The sequence below is a fragment of the Pseudomonas sp. SLBN-26 genome, assembly GCF_006715895.1.
In the GTDB taxonomy this organism is placed as follows: domain Bacteria; phylum Pseudomonadota; class Gammaproteobacteria; order Pseudomonadales; family Pseudomonadaceae; genus Metapseudomonas; species Metapseudomonas otitidis.
The window spans coordinates 3385639-3404266 of sequence record NZ_VFOB01000001.1 but is presented as its reverse complement, the minus strand read 5'-3'; the positions used below and the strand labels follow the sequence as shown (position 1 = coordinate 3404266).

The window sequence follows — 18628 nt, the reverse complement described above, 5'->3', positions numbered from 1 at the left end:
GACGCAGCGGTACGCGCTGCTCGGCTTGGCCGCCGGAGGGCGATGGGCGCAAGATAGCCCCCTGTACGCCCAGACAGGATGCACACCTCGTGACCCAGGATTCCGTCGAGTTTCTCGTTGTCCACACCGCCGAAGAGGCGGTCGACCGCCTGACCGCCCTGCATCAGCGGGCCACCACGGCCCTCAGCCAGGCCCTCAAGCTCTTTCTCAAGTCCCGCACCGAGCCGAGCGCCGAGCAGCGTGCGCTGTTCCGCTACCCCGAGCTGCGGGTCACCTACCGCTGCCAGGGCGAGGTGCCGTCCACGGTGCGCGCCTACGCGAAGATCCAGGTGCCGGGCACCTACAGCGTCACCGTCACCCACCCCGATGCCTTCCGCAAATACCTGCTGGAGCAGCTGCGCCCGCTGATGAGCGACTTCACCGTGCAGGTGGAGGTGGGCATGAGCCAGCGGAATATCCCCTATCCCTATGTGGTGGAAAGCGGTGACGAACTGGCCGGCACCGATGTGACCGCCGCGGCGCTGGCGCGGGTGTTCCCCAGCACGGACCTGTCCGCCGCCACCGATGGCGTGGCCGACGGGCTGTACGACTGGGAGAGCGCCGAGGAGCTGCCCCTGGCGCTGTTCGATGCGGCGCGGGTGGACTTCTCCCTGCGCCGGCTGGTGCATTACACCGGCAGCGACTGGCGCCATGTGCAGCCGTGGATCCTGCTGACCAACTACCACCGCTACGTCGACCAGTTCATCCAGCACGGGGTGACCCAGCTGCGCGAGGACCCGCGCTTCGTCAGCATGGTGCTGCCCGGCAACGTGCGGGTGGACCGGGACATGGACGAGGCGACGGTGCAGGCGGTGATCGACAGCGTGGTGTGGCACCGCTACCAGATGCCGGCCTACCACCTGATCGCCAACGACGGCCACGGGGTGACGCTGGTGAACATCGGCGTCGGCCCGTCCAACGCGAAGAACATCACCGACCACCTGGCGGTGCTGCGCCCGCACTGCTGGCTGATGATCGGCCACTGCGGCGGGCTGCGGCAGTCGCAGACCATCGGCGACTACGTGCTGGCCCACGCCTACATGCGTCGCGACGGCATCCTGGACCGGGTGCTGCCGCCGCACATCCCGCTGCCGGCCCTGGCCGAGGTGCAGCAGGCCCTGCAGGACGCGGCGGCGCTGGTCACCGGCGAGCGTGGCGAGGACCTCAAGCGGCGCCTGCGCACCGGCACGGTGCTGACCTACGACGACCGCAACTGGGAGCTGCGCTGGGCCCAGGAGCGCCCGCTGATCAACCTGTCGCGGGCGGTGGCGGTGGACATGGAGAGCGGCACCATCGCCGCCCAGGGCTATCGCCTGCGGGTGCCCTACGGGACGTTGCTGTGCGTGTCCGACAAGCCGCTGCACAGCGAGATCAAGCTGCCCGGCTCGGCCAGCGCCTTCTACCAGCGCGCGGTCAGCCAGCACCTGCGCATCGGCATCGCCGCGCTGGACCTGCTGCGCAACCAGCTCACCTCGCTGCACTCGCGCAAGCTGCGCAGCTTCGACGAGCCGCCGTTCCGCTGAGTCGCTCCTGATGACACAGGGCCGCATGATGCGGCCCTTTTTCTGCCTGGACTGAAAAGTCGGACGCTCTTCAGTGAACGGCTCGCCAGTCGCGTGCTCGGGTTTCGATTTAAGCTGCGGCCCCCAAGGACGAACGAGGTGACACCGATGGAACAGGCCCAACACTTGCTCGCAGCATTCTGGGAGCCCTTCAGTTTCCTCAGCCTGTTCGCCTGGATCAGCGGTGCGCTGTTGCTGGGCACGATCGCCGGCCTGGTGCTGGCCATCCTGCTGCATCGCGGCGGTTGGCTGGCCCGTAGCAAGCGCTGGCACCACTGGACGCTCAAACTGTACTTCCTGCTGCTTCCGCTGGTCGGGGGCGTGCTGGGCTTCCAGGGCGGGCTGCTGTACAGCGGGCAGCAGCAGATCAACCGGCACCTGGACAGCTACACGCCGGCGCTGCAGCGGCTGGCCGATGACACCTGGCAGGACTTCCAGGCCTACGTGGCAGCCCAGGACGAGCGCCAGTTGCAGGCCCTGCGCGGGTCCAGTGTGCAAGCCGCGCTCAATCAACTGGCGCTGGAGTACCTGCGCAGCGAGCAGCAGGAGGAAGCCGATGCCCGTGCCGAGGCGTCGCTGGCCGAGCGCCTGGCCCTGGACCTGCTCGATCGCCTGCGGGCGAGCCTGATCGGCAAGGCCGTGGGCCAGATGGCGGTGAGCGAGGCGGCGAGCTACAGCGGGCTCGACAAGCGGGTGCTGGCCGGGGTGCTCGATGCGCGCGTGGAGCAACTGTTCCAGGCCGAGTTCCTGCTGGACCTGCTGAAGCGCCAGGTCGGCCATGTATTCAAGCCGTTCTACATCGCGCTGCTGTTGCAGCTCGGCCTGCTCCTGGCCTTCATCGCGGGGGAGTGGGCGGTTTCACGCTGGCTTCGCCAGATTCCGTCCGCCACCCGGGCGGAGCCGGCTGCCTTGGCCTGAGGCTGGGCGTGTTGCAAGCAAAAGGGCCGCATGATGCGGCCCTTTTTCATGGTGCAGGGGTGTGGCTCAGAGGCCGCTGGCCTGGACCAGGTCAGCCGCGCCGAGGCGGTCCAGGGTGGGCACCTGCCACTGGTAGCCGGGGCTGGGGACGCGGAAGCGATCCGGGTCGACCTGCCAGTAGTCGAGGGCCTTGGCCAGCTCGCGGGGCGGGTCGAACTGCCCTTCGTCGGTGAGCTGGAAGGTGCCGAAGTGGATGGCCAGGCTGTGCTGGGAATCCAGCTGCTTGTGGGCCTGCACGGCGTCGTCCGGGTTCATGTGGTTGTCGCGCATGAACCAGCGTGGTGCGTAGGCACCGATGGGCAGGGCGGCGAAGCGCAGCGGCCCGAAACGCTGGTGGATGAGGCGGAATTCCGGCCCCAGCCCGGTGTCGCCGGGGAACAGCAGCGGGCCGTCCGGGGACTCCAGCACGAAGCCGAGCCACAGGGTGCGGTTGGTGTCGCTGCGGGTGCGCGCCGACCAGTGCTGCACCGGCACGCCGTTGAGGGTCAGCCCGTCGCCCAGGGGCAGGGCCTGCCACCAGTCGATCTCGTCGACGCGGGCGAAGCCGGTCTCGCGGATCAGCGGGCCGTTGCCCAGGCCCGTGACCACGCGGGCCAGGGGGAAGCGCTCGGCGAGGCTGCGCAGGGTATCCAGGTCGAGGTGGTCGTAGTGGTTGTGGCTGACCAGGATCAGGTCGATGGGCGGCAGCTGGTCCATGGACAGGCCGGGCGCCTGGTGCCGGCGCGGGCCGATGAAGCTGAGGGGGCTGACCCGCTCGGACCACACCGGGTCGGTGAGGATGTTCAACCCGCGATGCTGGATCAGCAGCGTGGCGTGGTTGATGTAGGTGACGCGCAGTTCGTCGCCTTCGACGCGGGTGGGAACCTCGGGGGTGAAGGCCGGGGTGGGCTGCTCGACCCAGTCGGGGCTCTTCTCGCGGTTGAGCTGCCAGCGCATGAAGGACCAGAAGTCTTTGTGCGGCTTGGGCTCGATGTTCTGGAAACGCTGGCCGTCGAAATGATCGCTGACGGGGCCCTGGTAGGGCGTGCCGGCACAACCGGCGAGGGTCATGAGGCTGATCAGCCAGGTGGGGCGCAACGCGCGGGGCATGGTGTCCATACTCTTGCGGCGGGGAGGGGCACAACCTAGCATGCGCCTCCGCTCCCCTGTCCATATCCGCTGGTAACCAGGCATGTCGCGCCCGCCCCGTCCTTCCCGCCCTGCTTCCCGTCGCCCTCAGGCCGCTCCGCGCCGGGTGGCCAAGGCGCCGCCGGTGGAGCCGCGCCTGGTGCTGCTGAACAAGCCGTTCGACGTGCTCACCCAGTTCAGCGACGACCAGGGCCGGGCGACCCTGAAGGACTTCATCGACCAGCCCGGCATCTACCCTGCCGGGCGCCTGGACCGTGACAGCGAGGGGCTGCTGCTGCTGACCAACGATGGCCGCCTGCAGGCGCGCATCGCCGACCCGAAGCACAAGCTCGCGAAGACCTACTGGGTGCAGGTGGAGGGCACGCCCGACGCGGCGCAGCTGGAACGCCTGCGCAACGGGGTGGAGCTGAACGATGGGCCGACGCTGCCGGCCGAGGCCCGGCTGATCGAGGAGCCGGCGCTGTGGCCGCGCAACCCGCCGGTGCGCTTTCGCAAGAGCGTGCCGACGGCCTGGCTGGAGCTGGTGATCCGCGAGGGGCGCAACCGCCAGGTGCGGCGGATGACTGCGGCGGTGGGCCTGCCGACCCTGCGCCTGGTGCGGGTGCGCATCGGCCCCTTCGGCCTCGATGGGCTGGAGCCGGGGCAGTGGCGCGAGGTGCCGGCGCGGCTGGACTGACACCCGCCGCAGCGCGGCGGGCCGTCCGTGGATCAGTAGTGGGACTTGATGACGTTGATGCCCTTGGTGAGCACTTCGCGCCAGGCGGCGCGCACGCCGTCATCGGCCTGCTTGTCGTGCTCGCTGATGGTGCTCAGCAGGGCGTCGACCCAGAGGTCGTAGTACTCGGGGCGGATGTCGAAGCCTTCCCGCGAGTGGCTGGCGCCCAGGGCGCGCAGCTTGGTGTCCGGCATGCCGCGGGCATACATCACCAGGTTGAGGATGCCGTGGCGCAGCAGGTGCTTCTGCGCGGCCATGTCGGTATTGGCAAACTTCGCGCGGATCATCGGCGAGCTGGCGAGGAACAGCTTGTAGAAGGTGTCGAAAAAACCGGAACTGGCACAGCAGCGTCCATAGCTCTGCATGACGCGATCGGTAGCGTTCATGTGTTCTCCTGGGCAACGGTGAGCGAAACCGCCCGAGCCCCCGCCATCAGGCGGTCCGGACGGATCGGGTGAGGTTGGCTACATACCTTCGAGGCCGCCGATCACCAGCGACTTGATCACGAAGCCGAGCACGCCGAGGCCGAGGGCGAGGAACAGGATGAAGGTGCCGAAACGGCCGGCCTTGGACTTCTTGGCCAGGTCCCAGACGATGAACGCCATGAACAGCACCAGGCCGGCGATCATCGCCGTCATCATCCATTCTTCAAATTTTTCGGGGCTCATTGGTCAACCTCGTACAGCGAAACGATTCAGGCCCGGTCGCGAACGACCAGGCTCGGATGCCGTGGAGGGCGAGGGATGCGGTTAGTAGTTATGCGAGCCGGCAGGCTCTTATGGGCGAAACCACGCGGGGCACAGCAAAGGCGGGGCGCATTATACGCGATGCCCGCCCCTGCGCGCTGCCACTCATTGGTTCAATTGCGCAGATGCCCCAGGGGCAGCTCGGTGCTGCTCAGCACCTGGTTGAGCACGAAGCTGGAGCGCACGCTGGTGACGCCTTCGATGCGGGTGAGCTGGCCCAGCAGGAACTGCTGGTAGTGGTCCATGTCCGGCACCACCACCTTGAGCTGGTAGTCCGCCTCCATGCCGGTCACCAGGCAGCACTCCAGCACCTCGGGGCACTGGCGGATCACCGACTGGAAGTGCTCGAAGCGCTCCGGGGTGTGGCGGTCCATGCCGATCAGCACGTAGGCGGTCAGGCTCAGGCCGAGCTTCTTGCGGTCCAGCAGGGCGACCTGGCGGATGATGTAGCCGTCGTCCTCCAGCTGCTTCACCCGGCGCGAGCAGGGCGAGGGTGACAGGCCGATGCGCTCGGCCAGCTCCTGGTTGGAGATGCGGGCGTCGCGCTGCAATTCGGCGAGGATCTTCAGGTCGTAGCGATCGAGTTTTTCCATTTCAGGCGCCGTTTTATTTTTGATTGCTGATTGTCTGCTGATTTTGGTGAATCGTTGCGCAGATGATAGTTAAGTCAGCAATCTTCGCAATCCTCTGTCGCGCTGCCCGACGTAAGATTCTCTCCAGTTTCACGGCCCGGACACATGTCCAACCGACCCGCCCAATCAGGTGCGTCGGCGCCGCCGAACCCACCGGTTCGAGCAGGCCCCCGGGTCCGCACTGCCCAACCAGGCAGGCGACGAAAGCAGCGACACAATCGCCAGCACAGGACGAATTACCCCGAGAGGAGGCCCATGGAACGGGCCTCCTTTTTTTATGCCTGCAGTTTGGGGATGGAGATGGGCCGCTGGTGCAGCGAGGCCGTCTAGTGGCCCTGGACCACCTCGATGGGGTCGGCGTGGACCAGCACGTCGGCGCGCGGGTAGGCGTCGCGGATGGCGTCCTCCACCTGCACGCACAGCGCGTGGGCTTCGGACAGCGGCATCTCGCCGGGCAGCTCCAGGTGCAGCTGCACGTACCAGTGGTGGCCGGAGACGCGGGTGCGCAGGTCATGGGCGCCGAGCACGCCGGGCACGCCACAGGCCAGCTGGTGCATGTGCTCGCCCACGTCGGGGTCGATCTCCTGGTCCATCAGCACGCCGATGGATTCCCGGGCGATGCCGATGGCGCTCCACAGGATGTAGGCGGCGATGCCCAGGCCGAACACCCCGTCCACCTGGTCCCAGCCCAGGCTGGTGAGCACCAGCGCCAGCAGGATGCTGCTGTTGAGCAGCAGGTCCGAGCGGTAGTGCAGGGAGTCGGCGCGCACGGCGGTGGAGTGGGTGATGCGGATGACGTGCCGCTGGAAGGCCAGCAGCGCAATGGTCAGCACCAGCGACAGCAGCATCACCGCGATGCCCAGCGCCTGGGCGCCGAGGGGCTGCGGGTCGCGGATCTGCTCCACCGCCTGCACACCCACCAGCACGGCGCTGGCAGCGATGAACAGCGCCTGGGCCAGGCCCGCCAGGGATTCCGCCTTGCCGTGGCCGTAGTGGTGATCGTCGTCCGCCGGCTTCAGGGCGAAACGCACCGCCAGCAGGTTGAGGAAGGAGGCGGCGCTGTCCAGCATCGAATCGGTCAGGCCGGCCAGCAGGCTGACCGAGCCGCTCAGCCACCAGGCCACGGCCTTGGCCAGCACCAGGGTGAGGGCGACCGATAGGGAGGCTGCGGTGACCTGGCGCAGCAGGCGGGCGTGGTGTTCCGGTGTGGTCATGGCTGCTTCGGCGTGTAGTAGAGGAGGTCCAGGACCGGGGTTTCCAGGCCGAGGGCGCTCATGGCGGCGGTGACCTGGCCCCGGTGGTGGGTCCCGTGGTTGACCAGGTGGGCGAGGATCTCGGTGTGGCTGCGCTGGAAGCGCTCGCCGGCCTGGTTGCGGTACTCCAGGGGCGCCAGCAGGCCGTTGTCGTCCTGCCCCACCAGCCAGGCCCGCCACAGGCCCACGCCTTCGGCCAGCACGGCGGCCAGCCCGGCGCGGTCCGGCGCGGCCTCGGCATCCAGGCGCTCGAACGGGCGTGGCAGGTGCAGCACCCGGGCGAACCAGATGCGGTCGGCCACGGCGATGTGGTTCAGGGTGGTGTGGATGGAGCCGAAGAACAGCCCGCAATCCGCGCGGTAGCGGGCCTCGTCGAGGCCCTCCAGGCTCGCCAGCAGACGCCGGTTGGCCCACCCGTGGTAGGCCAGGAGCCGGTCGTGGTGGCTGGCGAGGGCGCGCATGTCAGGCCGCCGGGGCCAGGCCGTAGGCGGCCAGCTGTTCCAGGCTGCCGGCGTGGCGGATCAGGCGCGGGTCGTCCAGCGGCAGGTTGCGGCCGGTGTCCTGCTCGATGATCGCCTTCAGGCGGGCGTTGTCGACCTGGCCGTCGCTGCCGATGGCCTCGCGCAGGCGCTCGGGGGCGACGTGGGCGGTCTCGTTTCCCGGCAGGTAGATGGCGCCGGTGGCGAAGTCCACGCCGAAGGCGATCAGGCCGGGGATCACGTAGAACAGCACACCGATGGCGTTCAGCGCGGCCACCACCGGGTCGATCTTGCCTTCGATCTGGCCACGGCGATCCGGGAAGAACAGCGTGCCGCAGGCGGTCAACTGGGTCAGCAGCGCGGCGGCGACGGCGCCGCCGATCAGGCGGGTTTTCAGGCGCATATACGGCTCCATGCAGAAAAATGGCGTCACTATACCAAGGCGTTCGGGGCAAAACCTGAAGCACACCTGAGACCACACGAAAGGGCTGGCGGTTCGCCGCTATAATCGCCGCCCTGCGTTGGAGCCCCCATGAATCCACTCCCCATCGATGCCGTACTGCCCGCCCTGCGCGAGGCATTGGCCGGTCGCCACGAGGCGGTGCTCGAAGCCCCGCCCGGCGCGGGCAAGACCACCCGCGTCCCCCTTGCCCTGCTGGACGAGCCCTGGCTCGCCGGGCAGACCATCCTCATGCTGGAGCCGCGCCGGCTGGCCGCCCGCGCCGCCGCCGAGCGCCTGGCCGCCGAGCTGGGCGAGGGCGTCGGCGAGCGGGTGGGCTACCGCATCCGCCTGGAGTCGAAGGTCGGCCCGCGCACCCGCATCGAGGTGGTGACCGAAGGCATCCTCGCCCGGCGCCTACAGGACGACCCGGCGCTGGAGGGCGTCGGCCTGGTGATCTTCGACGAATTCCATGAGCGCAGCCTGGATGCCGACCTGGCCCTGGCGCTGACTCTCAACGGCCGCGCGCTGCTGCGCGATGAGCCGCTGAAGGTGCTGCTGATGTCCGCCACCCTGGAGGGCGAGCGCCTGTCGCGGCTGCTCGACGACGCCCCGGTGGTGCGCAGCGAGGGCCGCATGCACCCGGTGGAGGTGCGCTGGGGGCGCGCCAGCCAGCCGGGCGAGCACCTGGAGCCCCGGGTGGTGCAGACCGTGCTGCAGGCCCTGGCCGACGAGCCCGGCAGCCTGCTGGTGTTCCTCCCCGGGCAGGGCGAGATCCGCCGGGTGGCCGAGCAGCTCGGCGAGGCCCTGGCCGGGCGTGACGACATCCTCCTCTGCCCGCTGCACGGCGAGCTGGACCTGGCCGCACAGCGCGCCGCCATCGAGCCGGCGCCGGCCGGCACGCGCAAGGTGGTGCTGGCCACCAACATCGCCGAGACCAGCCTGACCATCGACGGCGTGCGCGTGGTGGTGGACGCCGGCCTGGAACGGGTGCCGCGTTTCGACCCGGCCAGCGGCATGACCCGCCTCGACACCCAGCGCATCGCCCGCGCCTCCGCCATTCAGCGCGCCGGCCGTGCCGGCCGCCTGGAGCCCGGCGTGTGCTACCGGCTGTGGTCGGAGACCCAGCACGACCAGCTGCCGGCCTACGGCACTGCGGAAATCCTCCAGGCCGACCTCACCGGCCTGGCCCTGCAACTGGCGCGCTGGGGCGTGGAGCCTGGCGAGCTGGCCTGGCTCGACCTGCCGCCGGCGGCGGCCTACGCCCAGGGCCGCGACCTGTTGCAGCGGCTGGGTGCCCTGGACGGGCAGGGCAGCCTGACCCGCCACGGCCAGGCCATGGCCGAGCTGCCGGCCCACCCGCGCATCGCCCACCTGCTGCTGCGCGGCCAGGCCCTCGGTCTGGGCGCGCTGGCGTGCGACGTGGCGGCGTTGCTGGGGGAGCGCGACATCCTCCGTGGCGGCGGCGCCGACCTGCACAGCCGCCTGGCCCTGCTGGCCGGCGAAAGCCCGGCTGCACGTGGCGCCCGGGGCGGCGTGCAACGTGCCCGGCAGCTGGCCCGGCAGTTCCGCAGCTACCTGCGCGGGCAGCCCGCCGAGGCCGTGGCCGATCCCGATCATCCGCGCTGGCTGGGCTGCCTGCTGGCCTTCGCCTACCCCGACCGCGTGGCCCAGCAGCGGCGCGCGGGCGGGGGTGAATACCGCCTGGCCAATGGCCGCGCGGCGCTGTTCACCGAACCCGATGCGCTGATGAAGTGCCCCTGGCTGGTGATCGCCGACCTCGGCAGCCGCCAGGGTCAGCGGGAGGAGCGCATCTACCTGGCCGCCGAGCTGGACCCGGCGCTGTTCGAGGGGCCGCTGGCCGAACAGGTCGGCACCCTGGACGTGCTGGACTGGGACGAACGCGAGGGTGTGATGCGCGCCGAACGCCAGCGCCGGGTCGGCGAACTGGTGCTGGCCCGCGAGCCCCTGGCCGGGCTGGACGAAGCCGCCCGCACCCGCGCCCTGGTGGCCCTGGTGCGGCGCAAGGGCCTGGAGCTGCTGCCCTGGACCCCGGAGCTGCGCCAATGGCAGGCGCGCATCGCCCTGTTGCGCCGGCTGGACCTGGCCGAGCGTGGCAGCAGCGACTGGCCGGATGTCAGCGATGCCGCCTTGCTGGCGAGCCTGGACGACTGGCTCGGCCCCTGGCTGGGCAAGGTCAACCGCCTGGCCCACTTCGCCAACCTGGACCTGGCCGGCATCCTCACCGGCCTGCTGCCCTGGCCCTTGCCCCAGCGCCTGGACGAACTGGCCCCGCGCACCCTGGCGGTGCCCTCGGGCTCGTCGATCCGCCTGGACTACAACGAGGAGCCGCCGGTGCTTGCCGTGCGCCTGCAGGAGCTGTTCGGCCTGGCCGACACCCCGCGCATTGCCGGTGGCCGCCAGGTGGTGAAGCTGCACCTGCTGTCCCCGGCGCACCGCCCGGTGCAGGTCACCCAGGACCTGGCGAGCTTCTGGCGCACCACCTACGCGGATGTGAAGAAGGACCTCAAGGGGCGCTACCCCAAGCACTACTGGCCTGACGACCCGCTGGTGGCCGAGCCGACCGCGCGCGCCAAGCCCCGGCGCTGATCAGGGCGCGGCGGGTGGCAGCAGCACCCGCAGCACCAGCGGCAGGTGATCGGCGATGCGCCGGGTGTCCGCGTTGCGCACCCGCGCATCCAGCAATGCCAGGCGCGGGCTGTGCAGCAGGTAGTCGAGGGTTTCGCCGCTGCCGCCGTCCGGCTGCGGGAAGCGGGTCGACCACTGCCCGTCGCTGTCGGCCTGGCTGGCCTGGCGCGACGGCACCAGCGGGTAGCGGTTCCACAGCGGCTCCAGTGCATCGCGCTCGCCCTGTCGACGTACCGCCGGCGGTGGCGCCTGGTTGAGGTCGCCGCCCAGTACCCAGGGCTGCTGCCGGTTCTCCAGCTCATCCAGCACGCTACGAACCATGGCCACCTGCCGGTCCGGCCGCGTGGCGTCGCCCTGGCCGTCGTCCAGGTGGGTGGTGAGCAACGCCAGGCGGCCGCCGCCCTGGACCGCCACGTGGCCCAGCAGCAGCGCTGCCTTGGGCCCGAACAGGCCGCCGGCCTCGGGCAGTTGCAGCCGCTCCGCGGCGTCCAGGCGAACCCGGCTGAGCATGACCAGCTGGGTGCCGACGCTGCCCAGCACGGCGGGGTCGGGCACGAAGGCGGCCTTCCAGTAGAAGGTCCGTGTGCTGCAGGGGTAGAGGTCGGCGAGGCGCTCGGCGAGCAGGGCGGCCTGGTCCTGGTAGGCGCTGGCGCGGGCGCCGTCCTGCAGCTCCTGCAGCAGCACCACGTCGGCCTGCTCGTCGCGGATCACCCGCACCGCCTCGTCCAGGCTGTAGGCCAGGTCGGCGGGTGTCAGGTGGTGGGTGGCGTCGTCGCGGTCGGTGAGGTCGTGGGCGAAGGTGAGGCGGGTGCCGGCCAGGGCCTGGAGGTTCCAGGTCATCACCTTCACGGCCTGGCCCTGTCGCAGCGGCGGGGTGTCGGCGCTGCAGGCCACCGGCAATGCCTCGCGCGGGGCGGGGTGCCAGGTCAGTACATAGGCCAGCGCCGCCAGGCCGACGCTGACGACCAGCAGGCAGAGCAGGAGACGGCGCAGGAGGGTGGGCATCGGTCCGGGCTGGCTGGGCATGAGCGGGGCAGCATACCCGAGGCCCGTCCGGCGGCCCAGCGAAGCGAAGGCCAGCGGCTATGCTTCAGGGTGCCCAGGCCGCTGTGCAGCGGCCGATCGGGCCGGCCGGAGGTTATCCTCCAGCATTCGAGGCCGAGCCGAACGGCAAGGGAATTGCAGGCTTTGCCGCTGCGTTCGTTCCCGGGAGCCGGCATGCGCAAGTTCGTTTCACCCTTCCTCGCCATGAGCCTGGCCCTGTTGCTGGCCGGCCCGCTGCTGGCCGACGAGCCGCCGCCGTTGCGGGTGATGACCGATTACTGGCCGCCTTTTCGCATCGAAGGGGAGAACGGGCGCATCACCGGCCTGGACATGGACCTGCTGGCAGAACTCGAGCGGCGCACCGGGCTGCACTTCGAGGTGCAGCGTGCGCCCTGGGCCCGGGGCCTGGCGGCGCTGCAGGGTGGCACCGCCGACCTGATGACCGGGCTGGCGCGTACCCCGGAGCGTGAGCGCTACATCGACTACCTGGCCCAGCCTTACTACGCCTGCGCGCCGCGCCTGTATGCCTCGCCGGAGGTGGCGCCGCGCATCCGCCACTACGCGGACCTCAAGGGCCCCACCATCGGTTTCGTGCTGGAGTCCGCCTACTTCGAGCCCTTCGACTCGGACCGGAACCTGGCCAAGTTCGGCGTGAACAACGAGGCGCAGCTGCTGCAGATGCTTGCCCTCGGGCGCCTGCAGGTGGTGATCGGCACCGATTGCCAGGTGGACTACGAACTGCGTGACCCGCACCTGGCCGGGCGCATCCTGCGCACCGCCTACCAGCCCGAGGCACGCACCGAGCTCTACATCGGCTTTTCCCGCCAGCGGCCATTGACGGCGGAGCGCCAGCGCATTGCCAAGGCACTGGAGCAGATGCAGGCAGAGGGCTGGATACAGCGGGCGGCGATGCGCTACCAGCCGCCCCGGGAGTGAAGGCTCAATCCACCACCAGTTCGAAGTCCTGGCTGAGGTCCCAGAACGTCGCTTCCACCTTGTGCCCGTCCAGGTCGCGGACGAAGCAGCCGTAGTAGGGCGCGCCGTATTCCTCGCGCGGGCCCGGCGCGCCGTCGGGGCGGGCACCGGCGGCGACGGCGGCCTGGTAGAAGGCGTCCACCGATTCACGGTCCGGGGCGAAGAAGCCGATGTGGGTGCCGTTGCCGACGCTGGCCGGGGCGCCGTTGTAGGGGCGTTGTATCCAGAACTCCGGGTACTCGCGGCCGTAGGCCACCGCCCCAGGGTGCTCGACGACACGGCGGCAGCCGAGGGTGGCCAGCACCCGGTCGTAGAAGGCGACGGCACGGTCGAAATCGTTGCTGCCCAGGGATACGTGGGAAAGGATGCTCGGGTTGCTTTCCATGGCGGGTTCTCCTTCAGGGGACCCACCGAGCCTAGCAGGCGGTTGAAAAGCCAACGGCGTCGAAACGCTCTCTGCGGCCGTTCCCGCTTTGTACCGGCGCGCTTTTCAACGGCCTGCGAACGGGGTTCAGCGTTCCGCTGCCGGCTCTGCCAGAAGGCTGAACAGCCGGTACATCAGCACGCTGGCGAACAGCTGCAGGCCCGCGTCGAGGCAGTCGGCCAGCAGGCTGCCGAGGGGATCGGGGTGTTCGCCGAGCTGTGCGCCGACCCACCACTCGAAGCCCCACATCGGCCCCACTGCCAGCAGCAGGCAGCAGAAGACGGTGACGAAGTGGCCGCCGGTCATGCGGTAGCTCTCCTTCATGGCCTCCATGGGGGCGAGGCCGTTGATCACCAGCAGCAGTTCGGCAAAGGCCAGACGGCTCATGATCCACAGCCCCGGCAGGATCATCAGCGACAACCCGAGCATCACCAGCAACGTGGTGAAGGCCGCCAGCACCGCGTAGCCTGGCCAGCGCCACAGGGCCATGGCCCAGAGCTGCTGGCGGCGCAGGCGCAGGCCGCTGCTGCGGCTGTCGACGAAGAGGATCAGCGCACCGGTGTACATCGGGTAGAAGAACAGCCGGATCAGCAGCTGCGCCGCCGCCGGTGTCGGGCCTTCGAACCACAGCGCGGCCAGTTGCTGGACCAGCGCCTCAAGCAGGATGAACGGCAGGCAGAGCAAGGCGATCTGGCTGGCATGCCGGCTGAAGAAGTAGCAGGAGTCGCGCAGCAGGAGGAGGGGATTCATCGACGGGCGCCAATAATTCAGGGCTGTAAACGAACTCTAGACGATGCCCGGCAACGTCTCAAAAACGCGCTGGCACGCTGCTTTGGCGCCGTCGTCGCCAGGCCAGCCAGAGGGCGCTCGCCAGCAACCCCAGCTCCAGGAGGAAGGACGGGTGGAGGATGAAGTTCAGCCACCAGGGCGAGTAGCGTGCTGTCACGGTGGCCAGGGCGAAGGGCTGGTCGACCCACGGCGCCAGCCACCAGATGTCGCCCACCACGCTGTCCAGCATCAGGTGCACGCAGCCGTTGAGGCTGAACAGCACCGCCAGGGCTGGCCAGCGAGCCTGAGGGGCGCGGCTCCAGGCGAGCACCGCCAGCGCCAGCAGGCTGAACCAGACCACCGGCCAGTGGCTCCAGTAGCGGTGGTGATGCTGTTGGCCGCCGTCCACCAGGTGGAAATAGAGCATGTCCAGGTCGGGGGCGAAGGCCCCCAGCAGGGCGGTGCCCAGCCACAGGCGGGGGCTGCAGGCGAGAGGGCGCAGGCGCTCCAGGGCCACGCCCAGCAGGTAGCCGGTAGGCAGGTGGGCGACGATCATGCGCCCAGCTCCGCCAGCAGGGTGGCGCAGTCCAGCACCCGGCCGTACTCCCCGGCGAGGTTGGCCATGGCCATGTCGTGCACCTCTTCGGCGGTGCGCGGCCGGCCGGACCAGTCGGGCTTGGCGAAGGTGTAGCAGGCGTCGCTGACCACCGTGGCGGCGAAGCCCAGGCAACTGGCGCTGCGGGCCGTGGCTTCCACCGAGTTCTCGCTGGCGACGCCGACCACCACCACCGCGCGCAGCCCGCGCACGTGCAGCCAGCGTTCCAGCTGGCTGTGGCTAAACGCATCGGTGACGTTCTTTTCCAGCACGGCTTCGTCCGCGCGGGGCTCGAAGGCGTCCTGGAAGCGCGCGCCGTCCTGGCCGGGAGCGAACACCGAGGCCGGGTCGCGGGAGATGTGGCGGATGTGCACCAGCGGCCAGCCGCGTTGGCGCCACAGGGCCAGGAGTTCGGCCATGCGGGCTTCGGCTTCAGGGTGGTTGCGGGGCGTGGCGACCCGCCGGATACCGCGTTGCTGGTCGATGATGAGCAGGGCTGCCGGGGTGTGCATGGGTGTGCCGTCCGTTGCGTGGCGAGAGGGGCGATTCTGCCCGCGCCTATGGGCGCCGTCAGCCCCCGGTGCACAGGCTGGGGCCAACTCGGCAGGCGCGAGGGCGCCGGGGGCTGGCATACTGCCGCCCTTGCCGCTGTTCACCGAGGTTCCCCGTGAAGAAGATCGCCCTGTTCGCCGATGTGCAGAACCTCTACTACACGGTGCGCCACGTCTACGGCTGCCACTTCAACTACGGCGCCCTGTGGCGCAGCCTGTCGGAGCAGGGCTGCCTGGTGGAGGCCACCGCCTACGCCATCGACCGTGGCGACCCGCGCCAGCGGCAGTTCCAGCAGATCCTCCGCAACCTGGGCTTCCAGGTCCGCCTCAAGCCCTTCATCCAGCGTGCCGACGGCTCGGCCAAGGGCGACTGGGACGTGGGCATCACCATCGATGTGCTGGACGCCTGCGACAGGGCGGACTGCATCGTGCTCGCCTCCGGCGATGGCGACTTCGACCTGTTGCTGGAGCGCGTCCGCAACCGTGGCCTGGAGGCCGTCGCCTATGGCGTGCCCGGCCTCACCGCGCAGTCACTGGTGCGCGCCGCCAGCCACTACGTGCCGATCGACGGCGACTTGCTGCTGCGCTGAGCCTCCGCCGCCTTGCGCCGGGTCGGTTCGGCACGCGGGGCCTGCACCTGCAGGGGCGCGGGGATGCGCTGCTCGAACGGGGTGGAGAGGATCAGCGAGGTCTTGCTGGCGCCGTACTGGCTGAGGTGGTCGAGCAGGTCCTGCAGCTCCGGCATCGAGGCCACGGCAGCCTTCATCAGCACGCAGGCATCCCCGGTGATGCGGTGGCACAGGGCGATCTGCGGGATGCGTGCCAGGGCTTCGAGGGTGCGCTTGGATTCGTGGTCGGTCAGGCGCAGTTCGATGACGCACTCGATGGGCAGGCCGACCTTCGCCAGGTCCACCGAGGCGTGGTAGCCGGTGATCACCCCGGCGCTTTCCAGCTTGGCCACCCGGTCCGCGACGGCGGGGGCGGAGAGGTTCACCCGCCGGCCCAGCTCGGCGAAGGTGGCGCGGCCGTTCTCCATCAGGGCGGCGAGCAGCAGGCGGTCGTACTTGTCCATGGGGGCTCCGGGTGCTTCTGTGGAAAACAAGGCCGATAGACGCAATTGCCTTTTTTTCAAAGGTTCATACCCCATACAAGAAGGTTTGTCTTCTTATTGGGGCGCTAGAGCCTTGCATAGAATAGGCGACCCTGTCATCGGAACGACGAGTCCTGCCATGTCTTCGCGCGCATCGCCGCTGTTGCTGATCGCCTCCTTCTTCGCCCTCTACGTCATCTGGGGCTCCACCTACCTGGCCATCCGCATTGGCGTGGAGTCCTGGCCGCCGCTGCTGATGGCCGGCGTGCGCTTCGTCATCGCCGGCGGGCTGCTGTTCGCCTGGCTGCGCTGGCGCGGTGCGCCGATGCCGAGCCGGCGCGAGTGGAAGGCCGGCGCGGTGATCGGTGTGCTGCTGCTGAGCTGTGGCAACGGTGGCGTGACCCTGGCCGAGCACCTGGGCGTGGCCTCCGGTGTGGCGGCGTTGGCGGTGGCGACGGTGCCGCTGTTCGCCCAGGTGTTCGGGCTGATCTGGGGCCAGCGCACCAGTGGCCTGGAATGGGCCGGCATCGCCCTGGGCCTGGTGGGCATTGCCCTGCTCAACCTGGGCTCCAACCTGCAGGCGAGCCCCCTGGGGGCGGCGCTGATCCTCTTTGCGGCGGCCAGCTGGTCTTTCGGCTCGATGTGGAGCAAGCAACTGCCGCTGCCCGCCGGCCCCATGGCCAGCGCGGTGGAGATGCTCGCCGGTGGCGTCGCCCTGTTGCTGGGCAGCGCGCTGAGCGGCGAGCGCATGACCAGCCTGCCCACGCCGGCCGGCTGGGGAGCACTGGCCTACCTGGTGGTGTTCGGCTCGATCATTGCCTTCAGCGCCTACCTCTACCTGCTCAAGCACGTGCGCCCGGCCGCGGCCACCAGCTACGCCTACGTCAACCCGGTGGTGGCGGTGCTGCTGGGGGTGAGCTTCGCCGGCGAGCATATCGGCGCCGAGGAGGGGCTGGCGATGCTGGTGATCATCAGCGCGGTGGTGCTCATCGGTCTGCCCCAGTGGCGTCCGTCCCGCGCCAGCGCCCGGGCCTGAGTGCTGCGGCACGCCGGGCGCCAGCCCAGCGTGCCGGCGAGGCCGCAAGGCCCTAGAATGTCGGCTTTCCATCCTGCCGGCTGTTTTCCATGACCTTTGCATCCCTTGGCCTGATCGAACCCCTGCTGCGCGCCCTCGACGGGCTCGGCTACCAGACCCCTTCACCGGTCCAGGCCGAGGCGATACCCGCCGTGCTCAAGGGGCGCGACCTGATGGCCGCGGCCCAGACCGGCACCGGCAAGACCGCCGGCTTCGCCTTGCCGCTGCTGCAGAAGCTCACCCAGGAAGGCCCCCAGGTGGCGGCCAACTCGGTGCGCGCCCTGGTGCTGGTGCCCACCCGCGAGCTGGCCGAGCAGGTCCACCAGAGCCTCCAGGCCTACGGCCAGCACCTGCCCCTGCGCACCTACGCGGTGTACGGCGGGGTCAGCATCAACCCGCAGATGATGAAGCTGCGCAAGGGCATCGACCTGCTGGTGGCCACCCCGGGCCGCCTGCTCGACCTGTACCGGCAGAACGCGGTGAAGTTCAGCCAGCTGCAGGCGCTGGTGCTGGACGAGGCCGACCGCATGCTCGACCTGGGCTTCGCCCGTGAGCTGGACGAACTCTTCGTCGCCCTGCCGCGCCGCCGGCAGACCCTGCTGTTCTCCGCCACCTTCTCCGACGCCATCCGCCAGATGGCCCGCCACCTGCTGCGCGACCCGCTGAGCATCGAGGTCAGCCCGCGCAACGCAGCAGCCCGCAGCGTGCGCCAGTGGCTGGTGCCGGTGGACAAGAAGCGCAAGACCGAACTCTTCCTGCACCTGCTGGAGCAGCACCGCTGGCGCCAGGTGCTGGTGTTCGCCAAGACCCGCAAGGGCGTCGACCAACTGGTGGAGGTGCTGCACGCGCGCGGCATCGCCGCCGATTCGATCCACGGCGACAAGCCCCAGCCCTCGCGCCTGCGGGCCCTGGAGCGGTTCAAGGCCGGGGAGGTGGACGTGCTGGTGGCCACCGACGTGGCGGCCCGTGGCCTGGATATCCACGACCTGCCCCAGGTGGTGAACCTGGACCTGCCCATCGTCGCCGAGGACTACGTCCATCGCATCGGCCGTACCGGGCGTGCCGGGGCCACCGGTGAGGCGGTGTCGCTGGTGTGCGCCGACGAGGTGGAGCTGCTCTCGGCCATCGAGGTGCTGATCCGCCAGACCCTGGAGCGCCGCGAGGAGCCAGGGTTCGAGCCGGACCACCGGGTGCCGGTCACCGACGCCAGCGGCGCCATCCTGAAGAAGCCGAAGAAACCCAAGAAGCCCAAGGAGCCGGCGGCCGGTGGCAAGCCCGCGCGCCTGGGCAACTGGATCGACAGCGAGAAGCCCAAGGTCAAGGCGGTGCGCAAGAGCCCCGGCTTCTCCCGTGGCAAGAAGGGCTGAACCGCTTCGGCGTAGTACCCCGGTTCGCCGGGGTATTGCGTTATCGCCAATTGGAATTTGAGCGCGCTGCTCAATAACCGATCAACCCGCTCCAGCCCCCGCCGTGCCTGGCTCCGCCT

Annotated in this window: 21 protein-coding genes; 8 read left to right on the top strand and 13 right to left on the bottom strand. The window is 69.7% G+C overall.

From position 1 onward, the window contains the following. The first annotated feature begins 89 nt into the window (after positions 1-89). Positions 90-1562, top strand: a complete 1473-nt coding sequence (amn, locus tag FBY21_RS15615; protein WP_044410687.1) for an AMP nucleosidase — start codon at positions 90-92, stop codon at positions 1560-1562. A 147-nt stretch (positions 1563-1709) separates the two neighbouring features. Continuing rightward, positions 1710-2519 (top strand): hypothetical protein, encoded by an 810-nt coding sequence (locus FBY21_RS15610; RefSeq protein ID WP_074973130.1) that lies wholly within the window; start codon positions 1710-1712, stop codon positions 2517-2519. A 66-nt stretch (positions 2520-2585) separates the two neighbouring features. Here the strand turns inward: FBY21_RS15610 and FBY21_RS15605 are convergent, their stop codons facing one another. Further along, positions 2586-3668 (bottom strand): MBL fold metallo-hydrolase, encoded by a 1083-nt coding sequence (locus tag FBY21_RS15605; protein WP_044410682.1) that lies wholly within the window; start codon positions 3666-3668, stop codon positions 2586-2588. 145 nt (positions 3669-3813) lie between these two features. Between FBY21_RS15605 and FBY21_RS15600 the strand changes: the two genes are divergently transcribed. Then, positions 3814-4383: a pseudouridine synthase gene (locus tag FBY21_RS15600; RefSeq protein WP_160482285.1), complete on the top strand. Its 570-nt coding sequence runs from the start codon at positions 3814-3816 to the stop codon at positions 4381-4383. Between the two features lie 32 nt (positions 4384-4415). Here FBY21_RS15600 and FBY21_RS15595 read toward each other — a convergent pair whose 3' ends face one another. The 6 genes from FBY21_RS15595 to FBY21_RS15570 all read right to left on the bottom strand — a co-directional run bounded on the left by FBY21_RS15595 (position 4416) and on the right by FBY21_RS15570 (position 7935). Further along, positions 4416-4808, bottom strand: a complete 393-nt coding sequence (locus FBY21_RS15595) for a globin (RefSeq protein ID WP_044410677.1) — start codon at positions 4806-4808, stop codon at positions 4416-4418. 78 nt (positions 4809-4886) lie between these two features. Continuing rightward, positions 4887-5090: a DUF2788 domain-containing protein gene (locus FBY21_RS15590; protein ID WP_021221994.1), complete on the bottom strand. Its 204-nt coding sequence runs from the start codon at positions 5088-5090 to the stop codon at positions 4887-4889. 191 nt (positions 5091-5281) lie between these two features. After that, on the bottom strand, positions 5282-5761 hold the full coding sequence (locus FBY21_RS15585; protein WP_044410664.1) for an Lrp/AsnC family transcriptional regulator: 480 nt from the start codon (positions 5759-5761) through the stop codon (positions 5282-5284). 365 nt (positions 5762-6126) lie between these two features. After that, positions 6127-7014, bottom strand: coding sequence for a cation diffusion facilitator family transporter (locus FBY21_RS15580; protein WP_142012192.1), 888 nt, complete (start codon positions 7012-7014; stop codon positions 6127-6129). Further along, entirely contained in the window at positions 7011-7514 is a 504-nt protein-coding gene (locus tag FBY21_RS15575) for a DinB family protein (protein WP_142012189.1), read from the bottom strand. Before FBY21_RS15575 ends, FBY21_RS15580 begins: the two co-directional genes overlap by 4 nt. Before the next feature lies 1 nt (position 7515). Continuing rightward, positions 7516-7935: a hypothetical protein gene (locus tag FBY21_RS15570; protein WP_044410656.1), complete on the bottom strand. Its 420-nt coding sequence runs from the start codon at positions 7933-7935 to the stop codon at positions 7516-7518. A 129-nt stretch (positions 7936-8064) separates the two neighbouring features. Between FBY21_RS15570 and hrpB the strand changes: the two genes are divergently transcribed. After that, complete coding sequence (gene hrpB, locus FBY21_RS15565; RefSeq protein ID WP_142012187.1) at positions 8065-10581, top strand: ATP-dependent helicase HrpB; 2517 nt, start codon at positions 8065-8067, stop codon at positions 10579-10581. On the opposite strand, the gene FBY21_RS15560 is transcribed toward hrpB, so the two are convergent. Beyond that, entirely contained in the window at positions 10582-11625 is a 1044-nt protein-coding gene (locus FBY21_RS15560; RefSeq protein WP_142012185.1) for an endonuclease/exonuclease/phosphatase family protein, read from the bottom strand. A gap of 213 nt (positions 11626-11838) precedes the next feature. On the opposite strand from FBY21_RS15560, the gene FBY21_RS15555 reads away from it, so the two are divergent. Continuing rightward, positions 11839-12600, top strand: a complete 762-nt coding sequence (locus FBY21_RS15555) for a substrate-binding periplasmic protein (RefSeq protein ID WP_409563798.1) — start codon at positions 11839-11841, stop codon at positions 12598-12600. Between the two features lie 4 nt (positions 12601-12604). Here FBY21_RS15555 and FBY21_RS15550 read toward each other — a convergent pair whose 3' ends face one another. The 4 genes from FBY21_RS15550 to FBY21_RS15535 all read right to left on the bottom strand — a co-directional run bounded on the left by FBY21_RS15550 (position 12605) and on the right by FBY21_RS15535 (position 14938). After that, the gene (locus FBY21_RS15550; RefSeq protein ID WP_044410647.1) at positions 12605-13024 is read right to left on the bottom strand and encodes a VOC family protein; all 420 of its coding nucleotides are present in this window, start codon (positions 13022-13024) and stop codon (positions 12605-12607) included. 126 nt (positions 13025-13150) lie between these two features. Further along, complete coding sequence (locus FBY21_RS15545; RefSeq protein WP_044410644.1) at positions 13151-13813, bottom strand: membrane protein; 663 nt, start codon at positions 13811-13813, stop codon at positions 13151-13153. Between the two features lie 58 nt (positions 13814-13871). Further along, positions 13872-14387 (bottom strand): metal-dependent hydrolase, encoded by a 516-nt coding sequence (locus FBY21_RS15540; RefSeq protein ID WP_142012183.1) that lies wholly within the window; start codon positions 14385-14387, stop codon positions 13872-13874. Continuing rightward, positions 14384-14938, bottom strand: a complete 555-nt coding sequence (locus tag FBY21_RS15535; RefSeq protein ID WP_142012180.1) for a cysteine hydrolase family protein — start codon at positions 14936-14938, stop codon at positions 14384-14386. Before FBY21_RS15535 ends, FBY21_RS15540 begins: the two co-directional genes overlap by 4 nt. Before the next feature lie 155 nt (positions 14939-15093). Between FBY21_RS15535 and FBY21_RS15530 the strand changes: the two genes are divergently transcribed. Further along, positions 15094-15567, top strand: coding sequence for an NYN domain-containing protein (locus tag FBY21_RS15530; protein WP_142012178.1), 474 nt, complete (start codon positions 15094-15096; stop codon positions 15565-15567). Here FBY21_RS15530 and FBY21_RS15525 read toward each other — a convergent pair. Beyond that, a complete protein-coding gene (locus FBY21_RS15525; RefSeq protein WP_044410636.1) occupies positions 15531-16049 on the bottom strand; it encodes an Lrp/AsnC family transcriptional regulator in 519 nt (172 codons plus the stop codon). The two genes, FBY21_RS15530 and FBY21_RS15525, sit on opposite strands and share 37 nt — an antisense overlap. Positions 16050-16206: 157 nt before the next feature. On the opposite strand from FBY21_RS15525, the gene yedA reads away from it, so the two are divergent. Continuing rightward, the gene (yedA, locus tag FBY21_RS15520; RefSeq protein WP_142012175.1) at positions 16207-17103 is read left to right on the top strand and encodes a drug/metabolite exporter YedA; all 897 of its coding nucleotides are present in this window, start codon (positions 16207-16209) and stop codon (positions 17101-17103) included. A gap of 89 nt (positions 17104-17192) precedes the next feature. Further along, the gene (locus FBY21_RS15515; RefSeq protein ID WP_069560754.1) at positions 17193-18509 is read left to right on the top strand and encodes a DEAD/DEAH box helicase; all 1317 of its coding nucleotides are present in this window, start codon (positions 17193-17195) and stop codon (positions 18507-18509) included. The last annotated feature ends 119 nt before the right edge of the window (positions 18510-18628 follow it).